We start from the raw sequence: 16,927 nt of genomic DNA, 5'->3' as shown, positions 1-16,927 counted from the left end.
TTTACTGCAGCAGGTAGCGTCTGGCGGTACTGATGATCTGCTCGCTGAGGGCACGAGTGAACGGCGTATCCAGATTCCAGGCGTGCCATTCCAATGCCACATCGACGGGCTGGCCCGGCGTCAGTTCCACCAGCCGCTCCGCCGCCAGCGCTGCGGACACTTGCAGCAGCGGCATCAGGCCGTAGCCCAGGCTGCCGTACAGGCATTCCGTGCTGGCCGCCGAGGGCGGCATGCTGTGGTGCGGGTAAGCGCCCTGCAGGCCAAGCGTCTGGTGCAGATAGCCGGCCATCAGCTCGGCGTCGCTGACGATGGCAGGCGCCAGCCGCGCCGCTTCGATGGAGTAGCCGTCACCGAACCAGTGGGCGGCAAATGCCGGCGTGGCCACGCAGACATAGCGCAGCTTGCCCAGTGGCGTGATGTCGGCACCGCTGGCCGGCAGCGCGCCGTGGCTGGCGGGCAGGATGGCGCCGAATACGCTGCCTTCCTGTATCAGTTGCAGGGCCTGTTCGCGTGGTGCGCTATGGATCTTCAGCTGGCAGCGCGGCGGCGACAGTAGCGGCTGCAGGCAGAGGGGAAACCATGTGCCCAGGCTGGCGCCATCCACCGCGAGGGCAATTTCCGGCATGCTGGTGCTGTGGCCCAGATCAATGTCGAGCGCTGCTTCCATCAGGCGCACACTGCGGTGGTGCGATACCAGCCGCATGCCCAGCCCTGTGGGTACGGCTGGCTGGCCACGGATGATCAGCAGGCGGCCAGCGGCATCTTCGAGCGCCTTGATGCGTTGCGACACGGCCGACTGACTGATGCCCAGCGCCAGGGCAGCTTTTTCGAAGCTGCCCTGACTGACGACCGCATCGAGTACAGCCAGTGCACGGTAATCGAGAGTTCCCATAAGCTGCACTTATAAATATCCAAAACAATAAGTGATACTAATACTAGTTGCCCTCTGCGTACATGAATTCAGTATCGGCCTGTTGCACTGCGACGCCACAGGCCTGCCCCTCAGCCGGTAATGCGTCGGTGAAAATGCAGTGCAAAAATACAACATTCTCACACATTGTCACTAAAAAACGTCGTATGCTGCGAACTCGGTGGCTTTCTATTAACAGCAATGAATATACGTAAAGTGACGGCGGCCGATCACGAAGATTACAGCGGCCAGAGCAGCGTGCCGGCGTCGGCCGTACGCAAACTCAATGCCGCCGGCCAGCAGCTTGCAGCGCTGCTGCCGCTGATCGAACACGGCGCGGCGCCGCACGATGTGGTGGCACGGCTGGAGATGGTCGCCGGTCTGGTGGCCAAGGCGGTGGCGGTGGATACCGATGTGGCCGTGGCAGCTATCCTGCATAACCAGCAAGGCCTGTCCTACAGCATACGTCACAGCCTGAACAGCGCCATCATCGTCCATCTGCTGGGACAGGCGCGCCAGCTGGCGGCACAGGATGTGCGCAGCCTGACGCTGGCCGCCCTGACCATGAATGTGGGCATGCTGGCCCAGCACCAGCGCCTGCAGGAATGCAGCGAGGAGCTGTGCAGCAGCGACCGCGCCATGGTGCTCAATCATTGCGAGCGCGGCGTGCAATTGCTGCGCGCGGCCGGCATCGACGATGCCCGCTGGCTGGAATGCGTGCTGCACCACCACGAGAATGAAGATGGCAGCGGTTATCCGCTGCGTAAATCGGGCGCCCAGATCCCGCCGCTGGCAAGGCTGCTGGCGCTGGCCGACCGCTATTGCGCGCGCGTCAGCGAGCGCGCCTACCGCAAGACCATGGCACCGAATCTGGCCCTGCGCGATCTGCTGCTCGATGCCAATGTCACCGTGGATGGCAATCTGGCGCCCATGCTGATCCGCGCGCTGGGCATCTACCCGGTAGGCACCTATGTGCGTCTGCTGAACGGTGAAGTGGCGGTGGTGGCAAGGCGCGGCGTGCAATCGACCACGCCGCAGGTGGAAACCATACTGTGCCCGCGCAGCGGGCCGCTGGCGCGCAGCGAACCGCGTGACACCCGCGCCGGCGTGCACGGCATCCGCGATGCGCTCACCACGGCCCAGGCGGCAGCCCTGCAGGCGCCACCGCTGCGTATGGAACAGGTGTGGGGCGGGCGCGCGGCCGCCTGATCAGTTTAGCAGCGAATCCAGCCGGCCCTGCTCGGCCATATCGCGCAGCACGCGGATGGTATCGAGATCGGCCGCATGGTAGGCCGAGCGGCGGTAATCGTCATACATGCTGTTGGCCGCATCGGTGGCGGCATCGTGGCCATCGTCATACTGGAAGCGCACGAACAGCGAACCTTCGGTCGGGCTTTCGATGCTCATGATCAGGCTGGAAGCGCTGATTTCACCCTGCGCCGCGATCAGATAGCGTACTTGCCGCATGGGCTCGAACTCGACCCGGTCTTCCACCACCAGCTCGCCGTAGCGCAAACGGCGGCGCAAGCCTTCCACGCTGCGCTCGTCGATCAGGCATTCATCGAGATGGGGCATGAATAGCTGCGGCGATTCAGCCCGCAGCACCAGACCGCGCCACAGTTGTTCCACGCTCAGGGGATCGAGCAGGGGATTGAGCGGGTCGTTAATTTCTATCAGATGTTCGAATTTCATGATCTTTGTGTTTCAGGTCAGGCGCAAGCACCTCGATCCTGCATGGTAACGCAAGTATCCCTAGCTTGTCCGGACCGTTCCTGCGGGCTGCTACAATGCGATTCTGATTTTCCCCGCAAGAGCCTGATCCGATGTCCAAAGCCCCCATGTTCGGCCTGAATGTTCCGCAAAGCGAGGCCGTGACCTATCTGGACGGCCCCTGTCTGGTGCTGGCCGGCGCCGGCTCGGGCAAGACCCGCGTGATCACGCAGAAAATCGCCCACCTGATCGAAGACCGTGGCTACGACCCCCGTACCATTGCCGCGCTGACCTTTACCAACAAGGCGGCGCTGGAAATGCAGGAGCGTATCGCCAAGCTGCTCAAGCAGCCGCGTCAGGCCAAGCAGCTGACCGTATCCACCTTCCACTCGCTGGGCGTGAAGATCCTGCGGCAGGAAGCCAACGGGGTGGGCCTGAAAGACCGCTTTTCCATCATCGATAGCGATGACTGCGGCTCGCTGATCCAGGATCTGGCCATCACCACGGACAAGCAGATCGTGCGCCGCATCCAGACCGATATCTCGCTGTGGAAGAACGGTCTGATCGATCCCGTGCTGGCGCTGCAGCAGGCCAGGGATGAAGACCAGGCCCAGTCGGCCCGTATCTACGCCAGCTATGTGGCCACGCTGTCGGCCTATCAGGCGGTGGATTTCGATGATCTGATCCGCCTGCCGGTAGAACTGTTCCGCAACAACGAACCTATCCGCGACAAATGGCAGCGCCGCCTGCGCTACCTGCTGATGGACGAGTATCAGGACACCAATACCTGCCAGTACGAGCTGGTCAAGCTGATGGTGACGGGGCTGGGCAAGAAACCCATGTTCACTGCCGTGGGCGATGACGATCAGGCCATCTACGCATGGCGCGGTGCTTCGGTGGAAAACCTGAAAACCCTGCAGACGGATTTCCCCGATCTGGCCGTGATCAAGCTGGAGCAGAACTACCGCTCCACCACGCGCATCCTGCAGGCGGCCAATGCCGTGATCGGCAACAACCCCAAGCTGTTCGAGAAATCGCTGTGGTCCGAGCACGGGCTGGGCGAACCGATCAAGGTGCTGGGCATGGCCAATGACGATCAGGAAGCCGAGCAGGTGGCCATCATGATTTCGGCCGACCATTTCGAGCGCAAGAACAAGTGGTCCGACTACGCCATTCTGTACCGCGGCAACCATCAGGCCCGCGTGATCGAGCAATGCCTGCGCAAGGAGCGCATTCCCTACACCATCTCGGGCGGCCAGAGCTTCTTCGACAAGGCGGAAATCAAGGACATCATCAGCTATCTGCGCCTGCTGGCCAATACCGACGATGATCCGGCCTTCATCCGCGCCGTCACTACGCCACGGCGCGGGGTGGGCCAGTCCACGCTGGAAACGCTGGGCACTTTCTCGGGCCAGTGGCAGTGCTCGCTGTTTGAAGCCGTGTTCAAGGGCGGCATCGAAGCGCTGCTGGCGGAAAAGCAGCTGCGTCCGCTGCGCGAGTTCTGCAACTTCATCAACGATCTGGAAGCGCGCGCCAGCCGGCCCGGCCCCGGCGGCAGTGGCGACAATGCGGCGCAGGTGCTGGATGATCTGCTGGAAGCCATCAATTACGAATCCTATCTGTACGATATGTTCGACGAGCGCGCGGCCCAGAGCAAATGGCAGAACGTGCTGGAATTCACCAACTGGCTCAAGGAACGTGGCCGCGGTGGCAAGGACCGCGATGGCGACGAAAAGAATGTGCTGGAACTGACCCAGATGGTGGCGCTGATGTCCATGCTGGAAGGGCAGGACGAAGACCCCGATGCGGTGCGCATGTCCACCCTGCATGCGTCGAAAGGGCTGGAATATCCCCATGTATTTTTGGTGGGGGTGGAAGAAGGCATCCTGCCGCACAAGGGCGATGCCGACGCGCCGGCCGAGCAGATCGCCGCGCGGGTGCAGGAAGAACGCCGCCTGATGTACGTGGGCATTACCCGGGCCCAGCGCACGCTGCACATCAGCTGGTGCAAGAAACGCAAGCGCGCCGGCGAGCTGGTGCACTGCGATCCTTCCCGCTTCATCAAGGAAATGGCACTCGATGTGGGCACGGCCGTGCCGACCGAATCCGAAGTGCTGACCCCCAAAGAGCGGCTGGCAAGAATGAAGGAATTGCTGGCCACCCCCAAGGCCTGAAGCAATCATGTCGGTTACACCAATAATGCTGATTTAAGTGTTGCGCGGATGTTGTAAAAACGCGCCGCGCCGACACAATTCACGGTGCCCTCTGTGCACGGGTGGAAGAACAGGACTAGTATGAAGTCGTCGTGCAAATGTTAATGCACGTCAACTTTCATCCTGATTCCATTACAAAAAGAGAAATCATGCTAAAGACTACTTCCCTCCGTCTGGCATTGGCTGTGGCTGCTTGCGCGCTGGTGCCGTCTCTCCACGCTGCCGAAGGTGGTGCCACCCGTGCCGATGCCGAAGCCATGGTCAAAAAAGCCGTGGCGCATATCAAGAAAGAAGGAGACGCCAAGGCCTATGGCGACTTCACTGCCAAGGCGCCGCAGTTCATCCTGCATGATCTGTACATCGTCGTGTACCGGCTCGACGGCACGGTGCTGGCGCATGGCAGCAATGCCAAAATGGTAGGCAAGAATCTGATCGATCTGAAGGATATCGACGGCAAAGCCTTTGTGAAAGAGCGGGTCGAACTGGGTAAATCCAAGGGCACGTTCTGGCAGGACTATAAGTTCACCAATCCGGAAAACAAGAAGATCGAGCCCAAGCAGATGTACTGCGAGAAGCTCAACGATACGGTAGTTTGCGGCGGCATTTATCTTTGATTCTTGGTGCCTGCGCGCCGCGCTGCGGCGCGCATCGTTTTTGGATGGATAGACCTTGAAGATCGCACATAAATTGCTGGTCGTGCCAGCAGCGGCATTAGCCTGCCTGATGTTCCTCGGTACCGTGTCTTACTCTTCTATGCAGGATAACGAAGGCCGGATACAGGACTTGAAAGATAGTACCTTCGTGGCGCTACGAACGGCCAGCCAGCAAAGTAATGTGCTAGGTCAAATTCATTCTGCAAGTTACGCAAAAATCGCCATTGCCGGCAGTCTCACGGAAGCAGAGCTGGCCAGCTTCGGCAAACAGACTTCGGGCGAGCTCGATAAGGTCGCCAGCGAGCTTGGCCGGCTCAAGGATATGACGGGTGCCAACGAGGCAGCGCTAGCCCTGCCCATGCTGGCAGCCTACCGCGCCGGTGTCGCACAGGCGCTCGATCTGGCATCGATGGATGCCAACACGGGTGTGGCCGCCATGCAGAGCGCCGACAGCCAGTACCAGAAGATGCGCGCCGTGCTGGAAAAAGTGGTGGGCAATCTGAACAAACAGGCTGACTTGTCGCTGCAGGACGCCAAGACGGCCGATAGCCGCGCCGTATGGATAATTCTGATTGTGATGGGTGTAGGCTCGCTGGTGCTGCTGGCGCTGACCGGCGCCATCACCCGCGCCGTGCTGCATCCTATCGCCGATGCCTGTGCCGCTGCCGAGCGGCTGGCGGCCGGCGATCTGGCCACGCCGGTGGAGATGCGGCGCGACGATGAAATGGGCGCGCTGTCGCGTGCCCTGAGCACGGTGATCGATAACTGGACCCATCTGCTGACGGATATCCGCACGGCCGGCCATACGATCACCCAGGAAGCCAGCGAAATCGCGCAAGGAAATGCCGACCTGTCGGCCCGCACGGAATCGCAGGCCAGCTCGCTGGAAGAAACGGCGGCCTCCATGCACGAGCTGACCGACACCGTGCGCGAGAATGCCGATCACGCCCAGCAGGCCAACCAGCTGGTGGTGTCCGCTTCCGATGTGGCCGTGCAGGGCGGGCAGGTGATGGAGCAGATGGTGGGCACCATGGCCTCCATCAAGGAAAGCTCGGCACGCGTGGTCGACATCATTTCGCTGATCGATTCGATCGCTTTCCAGACCAATATTTTGGCGCTGAATGCGGCGGTAGAAGCGGCCCGTGCCGGCGAGCAGGGCCGCGGCTTTGCCGTGGTGGCGACGGAAGTGCGCGGGCTGGCGCAGCGCTCGGCGCAGGCTGCGCGCGAAATCAAGGACTTGATCGACGACTCGGTGGCCAAGGTGGAAACCGGCAGCAAGCTGGCCGATACGGCGGGCCAGACCATGGGCAATATCGTGACCTCGGTACGCCATGTGACGGAAATCATGAACGACATCAGCGTGGCCAGCCGCCGCCAGACTCAGGGCATCGAGGAGGTCAACAGCGCCATCACGGAAATGGACGACCTGACCCAGCGTAACGCGGCACTGGTGGAACAGGCGGCCGCGGCGGCGCAAAGCATGCGCGAGCAGGCGCATGAACTGCTCAAGGCCGTCAGCAGCTTCCAGCTGCCCGCTTCGGCAGGCGCCAGCAGTGTGCCGGACGCGGTGGCGACAGCTGCCGTGGCCAGCGCGCCTACCCTGTTACAGCGGCGTGGCCCAGCCGGCGCCGGCAAGCGGCTGGCGATTGCCAAGTCCTGAAGCGGCGGAGCCGGTAGAATGCATGCTTTCCAGCCGGGAGCATGCCGTGAGCAACACTGAAGACCGATTTATCGACCTAGAAATCAAACTGGCCCATCAGGAACATCTGGTGGAAGCGCTGAACCAGCGCGTCTACGAACAGCAGCAGCAGATCGACAAGCTCGAGCAGCTATGCAATCTGCTGGTGCAGCATGTGCGCGATCAGGCGCGCAATGCGGGCGCCGCCCCGCTGGCGCACGAACCGCCCCCGCACTACTAGGCCGTACGCCAGACACAAGCCGCGCACCAGCTGGGCGCGCGCCAGCGAGCCGGCGGCTGCCTGCCGTATTAGCGCAGCACGGCTTCCAGCGCCTCCACCAGCAGCGCATGGTCCTCGGCCTGACGCAGGCCGGAAACGGCGGCCGTGCCTATCATGCCCGTGCCGCGCAACAGGATGGGGAAGGCACCACCGAAGGCCGCGTACTCTTCCGCCGGCAGATGCTTCTGCTGGTCGAAGGCCACACCGCGCTGGCGATAGTCGCAGCCCACCGCATACGAGCTGCGGCCAAAGCGCAGCACCACATTGCTCTTGCGCCGTATCCAGTCGGCCTGATCGGCCGTGCAGCCCTGCATGGCATGCTGGAATACCTGCTTGCCGTTCACGCTGATCTGCACCGTGACACTTTTCTGCCGCTGCCGGGCCAGTTCTATCACTTTCAGACCCAGCGCGAGCGCCGTATCGCTGCTGAAAGTGGTAAATTGCAGTGCGTTTTCCTGCTGCGCCAGAGTCGCCAGCAGTTCAGCTTCGTTTTCCATCATGTAGTCCTGTAGCTTTCATCAGGCTGGCAGTGTAGCGTAAAGCTGCTGCGCCGGTCAGGTGGCGCGGGGCAGCCTGATGGCCTTCCACCGTATCCTACTGGAGCAGAACCATGACCCATACTATCAAGCTGCACCGCGTAATGCGCGCCCCGGCCGAGCGTATCTACCGGGCGTTTCTGGATGCCGACGCACTGGCCAAGTGGCTGCCGCCGCATGGCTTTAGCGGCAAGGTGCATGGCCTCGATGCGCGTGTGGGCGGCAGCTACCGCATGTCCTTTACCCATTTTGCCAGTGGCAATACGCACGCCTTCGGCGGCGAGTATCTGGAACTGGTGCCGAACGAAAAACTGATCTACACGGCCAGCTTCGACGATCCCAATCTGCCCGGCCAGATGCAGACCACCATCGCCCTGCGCAGCGTGTTCTGCGGCACGGAGATGGCCGTGGTGCAGCAGGGCGTGCCGGAAGTGATCCCGCCTGAAGCCTGCTATCTGGGCTGGCAGGAATCGCTGGCCCTGCTGGCCCAGCTGGTGGAGCCGGAAATTCCCCAGTAAAGCGCAGCCTCGGGCAATAAGCTAGCCAACAGGCTGGCGCGCAGCGAGAGAGTCGTAAGCTCGCTGCGCGCCAGCCTTTCTTTTGCAATGTTGCACTGTGGTACCGCAAACCACTGAAAAATGTGGTCTCAGGCCAAGCATTGTTCGGAAAAGCACGAAGGTTTCCGAGGAAGTGCAGTGCAGCATTTTTTGCCCGTGACGGCCGACCTGAGCCGCTGCTATGATCGCCTTTGCAACTGCTGCGGCTGCCGGCTTTCCGCCTGCGCGCGTCAGCATCTTCCACCGGCGTTTAATGAAAGAGTTCCCCATGTCCCGTCCTCAAATGCTCATCGTCGCGGCCGCTCTCGGTCTGGCGTTTTCCCAGACTGTGCTAGCGGCACAGACTGAAGCGGCCACCCTGGCCGGCAATCCGCTGGCCACGGCCAGCAAGCTGCCGTTCAACTATCCCGTGTTTGACCAGATCAAGGACGAGCATTTCGTACCGGCGTTTAACGAGGGCATGCGCATCCAGCTGGAAGAAATCGCCGCAATTGCCGGCAACCCGAAACCGGCCACCTTCGAGAACACCATCGTGGCGATGGAAAAATCGGGCGAGCTGCTGAGCCGCACCCAGACCGTGTTCTACAACCTGCAGGGCGCCAATACCAACGACAAGATGGATGCGGTGGACAGCGAAATGTCGGCCAGGCTGGCCGCCCATGGCGACGCGATCTACCTCAACCCCAAGCTGTTCGCCCGTGTGCACAGCCTGTACCAGCAGCGCGCCAAGCTCAAGCTGGACGCCGAAGCGCGCCACCTGCTGGAGCGTTATCACAAGGACTTCGTGCGCGCTGGCGCCCAGCTGTCGGACGCCGACAAGGAAAAGCTGAAAAACCTCAACGCCAGCATCGCCACCCTGCAGACCGCCTTCACCCAGAACGTGCTGAAGGAAGCCAATGCATCGGCGCTGATCGTGGATAGCCGCGCAGAGCTGGCCGGCATGAGCGAGGCCGCCATCGACGCCGCTGCTGCGGCCGCCAAGGCCAAGGGTCAGGATGGCAAATTCCTGGTCGCCATCGTCAACACCAGCGGCCAGCCGGCACTGGCCGAACTGAGCAACCGCGCAGTGCGTGAAAAGCTGATGGCACTGTCGCTGGCACGCGGCAGCCATGGCGGTGAATTCGATAGCCGCGAGACGGTGCTGAAGATTGCCAAGGCCCGCGCCGAAAAAGCCACCCTGCTCGGCTATGCCAACTTCGCTGCCTATGCACTCGATGACCAGACTGCGCACGACACCAAATCGGTCAACCAGCTGCTCGGCGATCTGGCCAAACCGGCCGTGAACAATGCACGCAAGGAAGCGGCCGATCTGCAAGCCATGGTGGTCGCCGAGGGCGGCAGCTTCCAGCTCGGCGCCGCCGACTGGGCCTATTACGCCGACAAGGTGCGCGCCCAGCGCTATGCCTTCGACGAGAAGCAGATCAAGCCATACTTCGAACTGGATAATGTGCTGACCAAGGGCGTGTTCTTCGCTGCCAACAAGCTGTACGGCATCTCCTTCAAGGAGCGCAAAGACCTGCCCGTGTACAACCCGGACGTGCGCGTATTCGATGTCTTCGACGCCAACGGCAAACAGCTGGCCATCTTCATCGCCGACATGTACGCGCGCGGCAACAAGCAGGGCGGCGCATGGATGAACGAATACAGCTCGCAATCGAAGCTGCTCGGTCGTCATCCGGTGGTGGCCAATCACCTCAACATTCCCAAGCCGCCGGCTGGCGAACCGACCCTGCTGACCTACGACGAAGTGTCGACCGCCTTCCACGAATTCGGCCACGCCCTGCACGGCATGTTCTCCAACGTGACCTATCCGCGCTTCTCGGGCACCAGCGTGCCTAGCGACTTCGTGGAATACCCGTCGCAAGCCAATGAAATGTGGGCCGTGTGGCCTGAAGTGCTAGCCAACTACGCCAAGCACTACAAGACGGGCGAGCCTATGCCGAAAGAGCTGCTGGACAAGGTCATCGAGTCGCGCAAATTCAATCGCGGCTTTACTGCTACCGAATATCTGGCTTCCTCGCTGCTGGACCAGCGCTGGCACCAGCTGACCCCGGCCCAGATTCCGACCGATGTACTGGCCTTCGAAGCGGATGCGCTGAAAGATCTGGGCGTGGACTTCGCGCCTGTGCCGCCGCGCTACCGCACCACCTATTTCTCGCATAGCTTCTCGGGTGGTTATGCGGCGGGCTATTACGCCTACCTGTGGTCGGAAAAGCTGACGGCCGATACGGAAGTCTGGTTCAAGCAGAACGGCGGCCTCAAGCGTGCTAGCGGCGACTGGTACCGCAACAAGCTGCTGTCGCGCGGCGGTACGGACGATGCAATGAATCTGTTCCGTAACTTCCGTGGCCGCGATGCCGTCATCGAGCCGCTTCTGGAACGCCGCGGCCTGAAATAAGCCAGCGCCGGTCACAGCTTAACCATACAACTTACAACAGGAAAACCATGAACCGTCATCTGATGATCGCTGCTGCTGTCGCCGTCGTGTGCAGCGCTGCGCAGGCGGCCGAACCGGCTGCTATGCTGGCCGCCAGTAATCCCTTCGCCAAGGCCAGCACGCTGCCTTTCGGCTACCCGATGTTCGACCAGATCAAGAACGAAGACTATGCACCGGCGTTTGCCGAAGGCATGCGCATCAACGCTGCCGAGATCGAAGCCATCGCCAACAATCCCCAGCCTGCCACTTTCGACAACACCATCGTGGCGCTGGAAAAATCGGGCCAGCTGCTGTCGCGCGTGAGCTCGGTGTTCGGCAATCTGTCCGGCGCCAACACCAACGACAGCTTCAAGGCGCTCGAGCGCGAGCTGTCGCCCAAGCTGGCTGCGCACAGCGATGCCATCCGCCTCAACGAGAAGCTGTATGCGCGCATCAAGTCGCTATACGACAAGCGCGACAAGCTGCACCTCGACGCGGAAGCCAAATACCTGCTGCAGCGCTACCATACCGACTTCGTGCGGGCCGGTGCGCGCCTGTCGGCAGCGGACAAGGAAAAGCTGAAGAGCATGAATGGCCAGCTGGCCAATCTGCAGACGGCGTTTGCCCAGAACGTGCAGGAAGAAGCCAATGCCTCGGCACTGGTGGTGGAGTCCCGTGCCGAGCTGGCCGGCATGTCCGACGCCGCCATCGATGCGGCCGCCGCAGCAGCCAAGGCGCGCGGTCTGGATGGCAAATTTGTGATCCCGGTGGTGAACACCACGGGGCAGGCCAATCTGGCCGTGCTGACCAATCGCGCCGTGCGCGAACGCCTGATGGCCGCTTCGCTGGAACGCGGCAGCCACGGCGGCCAGTTCGATAACCGCGAGGTGGTGCTGAAGCTGGTGCGGCTGCGCGCCGAGAAAGCCGCCCTGCTCGGTTATGCCACTTACGCTGATTACGCACTGGAAGACCAGACTGCGCATGATGCCCAGGCCGTCAACCGCATGCTGGCCGAATTCGCCCGCCCTGCCGTGGCCAATGCCAAAAAAGAAGGCGCCGAAATCCAGCAGGTGATAGACCGTGAACAGGGCGGTTTCCAGCTGGCCGCGCAGGACTGGTCGTTCTACAGCGACAAGGTGCGCGCCGAGCGCTTCAACTTCGACCAGAACCAGCTGCGCCCCTACTTCGAACTGAACAATGTGCTGACCAAGGGCGTGTTCTTCGCTGCCAACAAGGTGTACGGCCTGACGTTCAAGGAACGCAAGGATCTGCCCGTCTACCATCCCGATGTGCGCGTATTCGACGTGTACGATGCGAATGGCAAGCAGCTGGCCATCTTCCTGGCCGACTTCTACGCCCGCAGCAACAAGCGCGGCGGTGCATGGATGAACGCCTATGTGTCGCAGTCCAAGCTGATGGGCACCCATCCCGTAGTGGCCAACCACCTCAACATCCCTAAGCCCAAGGATGGCGAAGCCACCCTGCTGACCTACGACGAACTGCGCACCCTGTTCCACGAGTTCGGCCATGCGCTGCACGGCATGTTCTCCGACGTGACCTATCCGCGCTTCTCCGGCACCCGCGTGCCGCGCGATTTCGTCGAGTTCCCGTCGCAGGTCAACGAGATGTGGTCGGTCTGGCCGGAAGTGCTGGCCAACTACGCCACCCATTACCAGACGGGCGCCGCCATGCCCAAGGAATTGCTGGACAAGGTGATCGCTTCGAAGAAATTCAACGAAGGTTTCCGCACCACGGAATATCTGGCGGCATCGATACTGGATCAAAAATGGCACCAGCTCGGTGTGGCGCAGATCCCGAGTGATGTACTCGGGTTTGAAGCGGACGCGCTGAAGTCGGCCGGCATCGATTACGCCCCCGTGCCACCGCGCTACCGCACCACCTACTTCTCGCACACCTTCGCCGGTGGCTACACGGCCGGCTATTACGGCTACCTGTGGTCGGAGAAGCTCGATGCCGATACCGTCAACTGGTTCAACGAGCAAGGCGGCATGCTGCGCAAGAACGGCGACTGGTTCCGCAAGATGCTGCTGTCGCGCGGCGGCACCATGGATGCCATGCAGATGTACCGCAAGTTCCGTGGCCGTGATGCCACCGTCGAACCGCTGCTCGAGCGCCGCGGCCTGACGGAAAAATAAGCCGCCCAGCGCTGCTGCCACGGGTCGCTGTGCCGATTTATGTGAAAATCGGCACAGCGGCCTTTTTTTATGGGTAAGATAAAGTATGAGCAAACAACTGCAAGGCATGACACTGGAAGCGATACTGGTCCGTCTGCACGCGTATTACGGCTGGGAGCAACTGGCCCAGCGCATCGCGATCAACTGTTTTAGCAGCGACCCCAGCATCAAATCCAGCCTGAAATTCCTGCGCAAAACCCCGTGGGCGCGCGAGCGCGTCGAAGCGCTGTATTGCGCCACCCACTTCAACGATTAGGATAGCAACATGGATAGCAAACTCAAGGCCACACTGAATTCCCTGCACAGCCATCTGGCCCAGAGCGGCCCGCTGGACGAGGAATCGCGTACTCTGCTGGCCCAGCTCGATGGCGATATCAAACAGCTGCTGGCCGGTAATGCTGCCGCCTCAGCCGATGCTGCAGAAGAAAGCAGCACCTATGGTCTGGCCGAGCGGGCGCAGGAACTGGGTGCCAAGTTTGCCGTCAAACACCCTCATCTGGAACCGGCCCTGCGTGAACTGGGCAATATCCTCTCCAGCATGGGCATCTGAACCCCGAGCGTCAGGGAAAAGCCAGCGCAGGCGGCTCCATGCCGCCAAAGCTGGCAGCAGGGTGACGTTGGGCCAGCATGGCTTCGATGTCGTCGACCCGGGCAGCCGGCAGATCGAGGATGAGCAGGACCCGGCCCTGTGCCAGTGCGGCGGCAAAGCGGCGCAGCCGGGTATTCGGTACGGCCGCCGCATTCATGGCGCTGGCCCAGCTGCCCAGCAGGGCGCCGCCCAGCATCAGCAGCAAAATGGTGAAGGTGCCTGCAGTCCAGCCCGCGATGGGATAAAAGGCCAGTCCTATGGCGCAGGCCAGACCGATCACGGCGCCTATCGCCGCGCCCAGCTGGGCGCCGTGCACGATGTCGGTACGGGCCAGCAGACCCAGTGTGGGTAGTTCTGCCGCCATGGCCTGACGGGCCAGAAAGTGGATGTGGCGTATGCTGATCCGTGCCAGCAGCAGTTCGTCCAGCACGGCACGGGCGCTGCCCGCATCGGGCAGGGTAAAGTAGAGGCGGCGTTGCATGGCATTCTCCCGCGCGAGGTGATGCCTCCTTTATAGCAAACGGCGGCCCGCATGCAAGGTCATTCTGACATCATTGCCGGATTGTCCAGCTTGCCTGATATGCCCAAGTGTTTGAATACTAAAAGGTTTTCCGTTTGCACGGCAAGCGGGGGCGGCGCATTTCCGGTACAATGCCGTCCGATATGAACTCCCCTGCCAATTTATTTGCGACCGTCCCCAAGCGGTCTGCCCGCGCTGCTGCTGCGCCTTTCCTGCCGATGTCACGCGCCGAGATGGACGCGCTCGGCTGGGACGAGTGCGACGTGATACTGGTCACCGGCGACGCCTACATCGACCACCCCAGCTTCGGCATGGCGCTGGTCGGCCGTCTGCTGGAAGCGCAAGGCTTCCGCGTCGGCATCATCAGCCAGCCGGACTGGACTTCTGCAGAAGCTTTCCGCGTGCTGGGCAAGCCGCGCCTGTATTACGGCATCACGGCGGGCAATATGGACTCCATGGTCAACCGCTACACGGCCGACCGCAAAATCCGCTCGGAAGATGCCTACACGGCCGATGCCGAGCCGAATAAGCGTCCGGACCGCGCCGTCACGGCCTATGCCCAGCGTGCGCGCGAGGCCTATCCCGGCATACCCGTGGTGATCGGTTCTATCGAAGCTTCGCTGCGCCGTATCGCCCATTACGACTACTGGTCGGACAAGGTGCGCCGCTCCGTGCTGGTCGATTCCAAGGCTGACCTGCTGATCTTCGGCAATGCCGAACGGGCGCTGGTGGACCTGACCCACCGCATGCATGCGGGCGAAGAAATCAAGACCATCCGCGACCTGCGCGGTACGGCTTTCCTGGTGCCTAGCGGCTGGCTGCCGACGCCTGAATGGGGCGTGCATAACAGCACCCGCGTCGACACGCCGGGCAAGGTGGACGCCCATCCCGACCCTTATCTGATGGTGCAGCCGAACACGCCTTCGTGCGCCAGCAATGGTGGCGCCGAAGCGTCTGCAGCGGGGACGGAAGGTGCTGCGGCCGCGGCTGCGCCGGTCGCTCCTGCGGTGGTGGAAAAGCCCATCCGCATCATGAGCCGCGCCGAGCGGCAGGCCATGGAGCGCGAAAAACACCAGCGCACGGTGGTGCGTCTGCCTTCGTTCGAAACGGTGAGCACCGATCCGGTGATGTATGCGCACGCTTCGCGCGTGTTCCACCTCGAATCAAATCCCGGCAATGCGCGCGCGCTGGTGCAGGCGCACGGCGAACGCGATGTGTGGCTGAACCCGCCGCCACTGCCGCTGCGCATGGATGAGATGGATGGCGTGTACGACATGAACTATGCCCGTGCACCACACCCTTCCTACGGCAAGGCACGCATTCCTGCGTGGGAAATGATCCGCTTCTCCGTCAACATCATGCGCGGCTGCTTCGGTGGCTGCACTTTCTGCTCGATTACCGAGCACGAAGGCCGCATCATCCAGAGCCGTTCCGAGCCGTCCATCCTGCGCGAGATCGAGCACATCCGCGACAAGACCAAGGGCTTCACGGGCACGATTTCCGATCTGGGCGGCCCGACGGCGAATATGTACCGGCTGTCCTGCAAGGAACCGGAGATCGAGAAAACCTGCCGCCGCCTGTCCTGCGTGTTCCCGTCCATCTGCGTCAATCTGGGCACCGACCACAGCAAGCTGATTGCGCTGTACCGCAAGGCGCGCGCGATTCCGGGCGTGAAGAAGATATTGATTTCTTCGGGCCTGCGCTACGATCTGGCCGTGCGTTCGCCCGAATACGTGAAAGAACTGGTGACCCACCACGTGGGCGGCCTGCTGAAAATCGCCCCCGAGCACACGGAAGAAAACACCCTGAACAAGATGATGAAGCCCGGCATCGGTGCTTACGACGAGTTCAAGGAAATGTTCGACCGCTTCTCGCTGGAAGCGGGCAAGAAGCAGTACCTGATCCCGTATTTCATCGCGGCCCACCCGGGCACGACCGATCTGGACATGCTGAATCTGGCGCTGTGGCTGAAGAAGAATAACTTCAAGCTCGATCAGGTGCAGACCTTCATGCCCACCCCCATGGCCATGGCGACCACCATGTACCACTCGCGCCGCAACCCGCTGCACAAGGTCACGGCCGATTCGGAAGTGGTGGAAACCGCCCGCAGCGGCAAGATTCGCCGTACCCACAAGGCTTTCCTGCGCTATCAGGACCCGGAGAACTGGCCTATCCTGCGCGAAGCGCTGGTGGCCATGGGCCGTGCCGATCTGATCGGCAACGGCGAGCGCCACCTGATTCCTGCATGGTCGGCCGGCGAAGCGACCGGCAATGCCTACAGCGGCGCCGCGCCGGCCAAAGGCAAAGGTGGCGGCAAAGCAGGCGGCTATGGGGCGGCCCCTGCTGCGCCTGCTGCCGCGCCGGCTGGCCGGGCTGGCCGGGCCGCTAAATCCGGCGTGGTGGCTGCGGCCCAGCCACAGGCGCGCGGTGCCCGGGCGAATGCGCTGACAGGTTCGCTGACGGCCCGCAAATCGCTGGAAACCAAGCCGCGTGCCTCGATACTGGACACCATCAAGGTCAAGAAACCGGCCGCCCCCCGTGGCCGCAAATAAGTTCTCACGGCACTTATTTTTGCCTTGATGGCAAGATTGAACACGGATTAAGCCGGCCCCGCTGCGGGCCGGCGTTCTAAGGCGCGAGTTAGCCCCTGTTTTCCGTCCTGCTCGGGCG

At 61.9% G+C, this 16,927-nt stretch carries 15 protein-coding genes; 11 read left to right on the top strand and 4 right to left on the bottom strand.

Going from position 1 to position 16,927, the window contains the following annotated elements:
- Position 1: 1 nt before the first annotated feature.
- Complete coding sequence (locus tag GTP23_RS13760; protein WP_161035712.1) at positions 2–892, bottom strand: ArgP/LysG family DNA-binding transcriptional regulator; 891 nt, start codon at positions 890–892, stop codon at positions 2–4.
- A 219-nt stretch (positions 893–1,111) separates the two neighbouring features.
- Between GTP23_RS13760 and GTP23_RS13755 the strand changes: the two genes are divergently transcribed.
- On the top strand, positions 1,112–2,119 hold the full coding sequence (locus GTP23_RS13755; protein ID WP_161035711.1) for an HD-GYP domain-containing protein: 1,008 nt from the start codon (positions 1,112–1,114) through the stop codon (positions 2,117–2,119).
- On the opposite strand, the gene GTP23_RS13750 is transcribed toward GTP23_RS13755, so the two are convergent.
- Positions 2,120–2,602 carry an SRPBCC family protein gene (locus GTP23_RS13750; RefSeq protein ID WP_161035710.1) on the bottom strand — a complete coding sequence of 161 codons (483 nt, stop codon included), beginning with the start codon at positions 2,600–2,602 and terminating at the stop codon, positions 2,120–2,122. It lies immediately after the preceding gene.
- Between the two features lie 131 nt (positions 2,603–2,733).
- Here GTP23_RS13750 and GTP23_RS13745 point away from each other — a divergent pair, with 131 nt between their 5' ends.
- The 4 genes from GTP23_RS13745 (at position 2,734) to GTP23_RS13730 (ending at position 7,405) form a co-directional block, all read left to right on the top strand.
- The gene (locus tag GTP23_RS13745; RefSeq protein WP_161035709.1) at positions 2,734–4,794 is read left to right on the top strand and encodes a UvrD-helicase domain-containing protein; all 2,061 of its coding nucleotides are present in this window, start codon (positions 2,734–2,736) and stop codon (positions 4,792–4,794) included.
- Between the two features lie 188 nt (positions 4,795–4,982).
- Positions 4,983–5,447, top strand: a complete 465-nt coding sequence (locus GTP23_RS13740; protein WP_161035708.1) for a cache domain-containing protein — start codon at positions 4,983–4,985, stop codon at positions 5,445–5,447.
- A 55-nt stretch (positions 5,448–5,502) separates the two neighbouring features.
- A complete protein-coding gene (locus GTP23_RS23025) occupies positions 5,503–7,146 on the top strand; it encodes a methyl-accepting chemotaxis protein (protein WP_308494806.1) in 1,644 nt (547 codons plus the stop codon).
- Positions 7,147–7,192: 46 nt separating this feature from the next.
- Positions 7,193–7,405 carry a SlyX family protein gene (locus tag GTP23_RS13730; protein ID WP_161035707.1) on the top strand — a complete coding sequence of 71 codons (213 nt, stop codon included), beginning with the start codon at positions 7,193–7,195 and terminating at the stop codon, positions 7,403–7,405.
- 68 nt (positions 7,406–7,473) lie between these two features.
- On the opposite strand, the gene GTP23_RS13725 is transcribed toward GTP23_RS13730, so the two are convergent.
- On the bottom strand, positions 7,474–7,941 hold the full coding sequence (locus GTP23_RS13725) for a heme-degrading domain-containing protein (protein WP_161035706.1): 468 nt from the start codon (positions 7,939–7,941) through the stop codon (positions 7,474–7,476).
- Positions 7,942–8,054: 113 nt separating this feature from the next.
- On the opposite strand from GTP23_RS13725, the gene GTP23_RS13720 reads away from it, so the two are divergent.
- The 5 genes from GTP23_RS13720 (at position 8,055) to GTP23_RS13700 (ending at position 13,698) form a co-directional block, all read left to right on the top strand.
- Positions 8,055–8,498: an SRPBCC family protein gene (locus GTP23_RS13720; RefSeq protein WP_155435763.1), complete on the top strand. Its 444-nt coding sequence runs from the start codon at positions 8,055–8,057 to the stop codon at positions 8,496–8,498.
- A gap of 307 nt (positions 8,499–8,805) precedes the next feature.
- On the top strand, positions 8,806–10,935 hold the full coding sequence (locus GTP23_RS13715; protein ID WP_229256105.1) for a M3 family metallopeptidase: 2,130 nt from the start codon (positions 8,806–8,808) through the stop codon (positions 10,933–10,935).
- 47 nt (positions 10,936–10,982) lie between these two features.
- Positions 10,983–13,109 carry a M3 family metallopeptidase gene (locus GTP23_RS13710; protein ID WP_161035705.1) on the top strand — a complete coding sequence of 709 codons (2,127 nt, stop codon included), beginning with the start codon at positions 10,983–10,985 and terminating at the stop codon, positions 13,107–13,109.
- Positions 13,110–13,194: 85 nt separating this feature from the next.
- Positions 13,195–13,404: a VF530 family protein gene (locus GTP23_RS13705; RefSeq protein ID WP_161035704.1), complete on the top strand. Its 210-nt coding sequence runs from the start codon at positions 13,195–13,197 to the stop codon at positions 13,402–13,404.
- A gap of 9 nt (positions 13,405–13,413) precedes the next feature.
- Complete coding sequence (locus GTP23_RS13700) at positions 13,414–13,698, top strand: DUF4404 family protein (RefSeq protein ID WP_161035703.1); 285 nt, start codon at positions 13,414–13,416, stop codon at positions 13,696–13,698.
- A 10-nt stretch (positions 13,699–13,708) separates the two neighbouring features.
- Here the strand turns inward: GTP23_RS13700 and GTP23_RS13695 are convergent, their stop codons facing one another.
- Positions 13,709–14,218, bottom strand: coding sequence for a DUF1269 domain-containing protein (locus GTP23_RS13695; protein WP_161035702.1), 510 nt, complete (start codon positions 14,216–14,218; stop codon positions 13,709–13,711).
- Positions 14,219–14,400: 182 nt separating this feature from the next.
- On the opposite strand from GTP23_RS13695, the gene GTP23_RS13690 reads away from it, so the two are divergent.
- Positions 14,401–16,809, top strand: a complete 2,409-nt coding sequence (locus GTP23_RS13690; RefSeq protein ID WP_161035701.1) for a YgiQ family radical SAM protein — start codon at positions 14,401–14,403, stop codon at positions 16,807–16,809.
- Positions 16,810–16,927 lie beyond the last annotated feature (118 nt).

It is taken from the genome of Duganella fentianensis, assembly GCF_009857835.1.
In the GTDB taxonomy this organism is placed as follows: domain Bacteria; phylum Pseudomonadota; class Gammaproteobacteria; order Burkholderiales; family Burkholderiaceae_D; genus Rugamonas; species Rugamonas fentianensis.
The sequence above is the reverse complement of the archived record's forward strand: the minus strand, read 5'-3'. Positions and strand labels throughout refer to the sequence as shown.

Coding starts and splice junctions, on each gene's coding strand:
- GTP23_RS13760 (WP_161035712.1), bottom strand. CDS start 892: ATGGGAACTCTCGATTACCGTGCACTGGCTGTACTCGATGCGGTCGTC.
- GTP23_RS13755 (WP_161035711.1), top strand. CDS start 1,112: ATGAATATACGTAAAGTGACGGCGGCCGATCACGAAGATTACAGCGGC.
- GTP23_RS13750 (WP_161035710.1), bottom strand. CDS start 2,602: ATGAAATTCGAACATCTGATAGAAATTAACGACCCGCTCAATCCCCTG.
- GTP23_RS13745 (WP_161035709.1), top strand. CDS start 2,734: ATGTCCAAAGCCCCCATGTTCGGCCTGAATGTTCCGCAAAGCGAGGCC.
- GTP23_RS13740 (WP_161035708.1), top strand. CDS start 4,983: ATGCTAAAGACTACTTCCCTCCGTCTGGCATTGGCTGTGGCTGCTTGC.
- GTP23_RS13725 (WP_161035706.1), bottom strand. CDS start 7,941: ATGGAAAACGAAGCTGAACTGCTGGCGACTCTGGCGCAGCAGGAAAAC.
- GTP23_RS13720 (WP_155435763.1), top strand. CDS start 8,055: ATGACCCATACTATCAAGCTGCACCGCGTAATGCGCGCCCCGGCCGAG.
- GTP23_RS13715 (WP_229256105.1), top strand. CDS start 8,806: ATGTCCCGTCCTCAAATGCTCATCGTCGCGGCCGCTCTCGGTCTGGCG.
- GTP23_RS13710 (WP_161035705.1), top strand. CDS start 10,983: ATGAACCGTCATCTGATGATCGCTGCTGCTGTCGCCGTCGTGTGCAGC.
- GTP23_RS13705 (WP_161035704.1), top strand. CDS start 13,195: ATGAGCAAACAACTGCAAGGCATGACACTGGAAGCGATACTGGTCCGT.
- GTP23_RS13700 (WP_161035703.1), top strand. CDS start 13,414: ATGGATAGCAAACTCAAGGCCACACTGAATTCCCTGCACAGCCATCTG.
- GTP23_RS13695 (WP_161035702.1), bottom strand. CDS start 14,218: ATGCAACGCCGCCTCTACTTTACCCTGCCCGATGCGGGCAGCGCCCGT.
- GTP23_RS13690 (WP_161035701.1), top strand. CDS start 14,401: ATGAACTCCCCTGCCAATTTATTTGCGACCGTCCCCAAGCGGTCTGCC.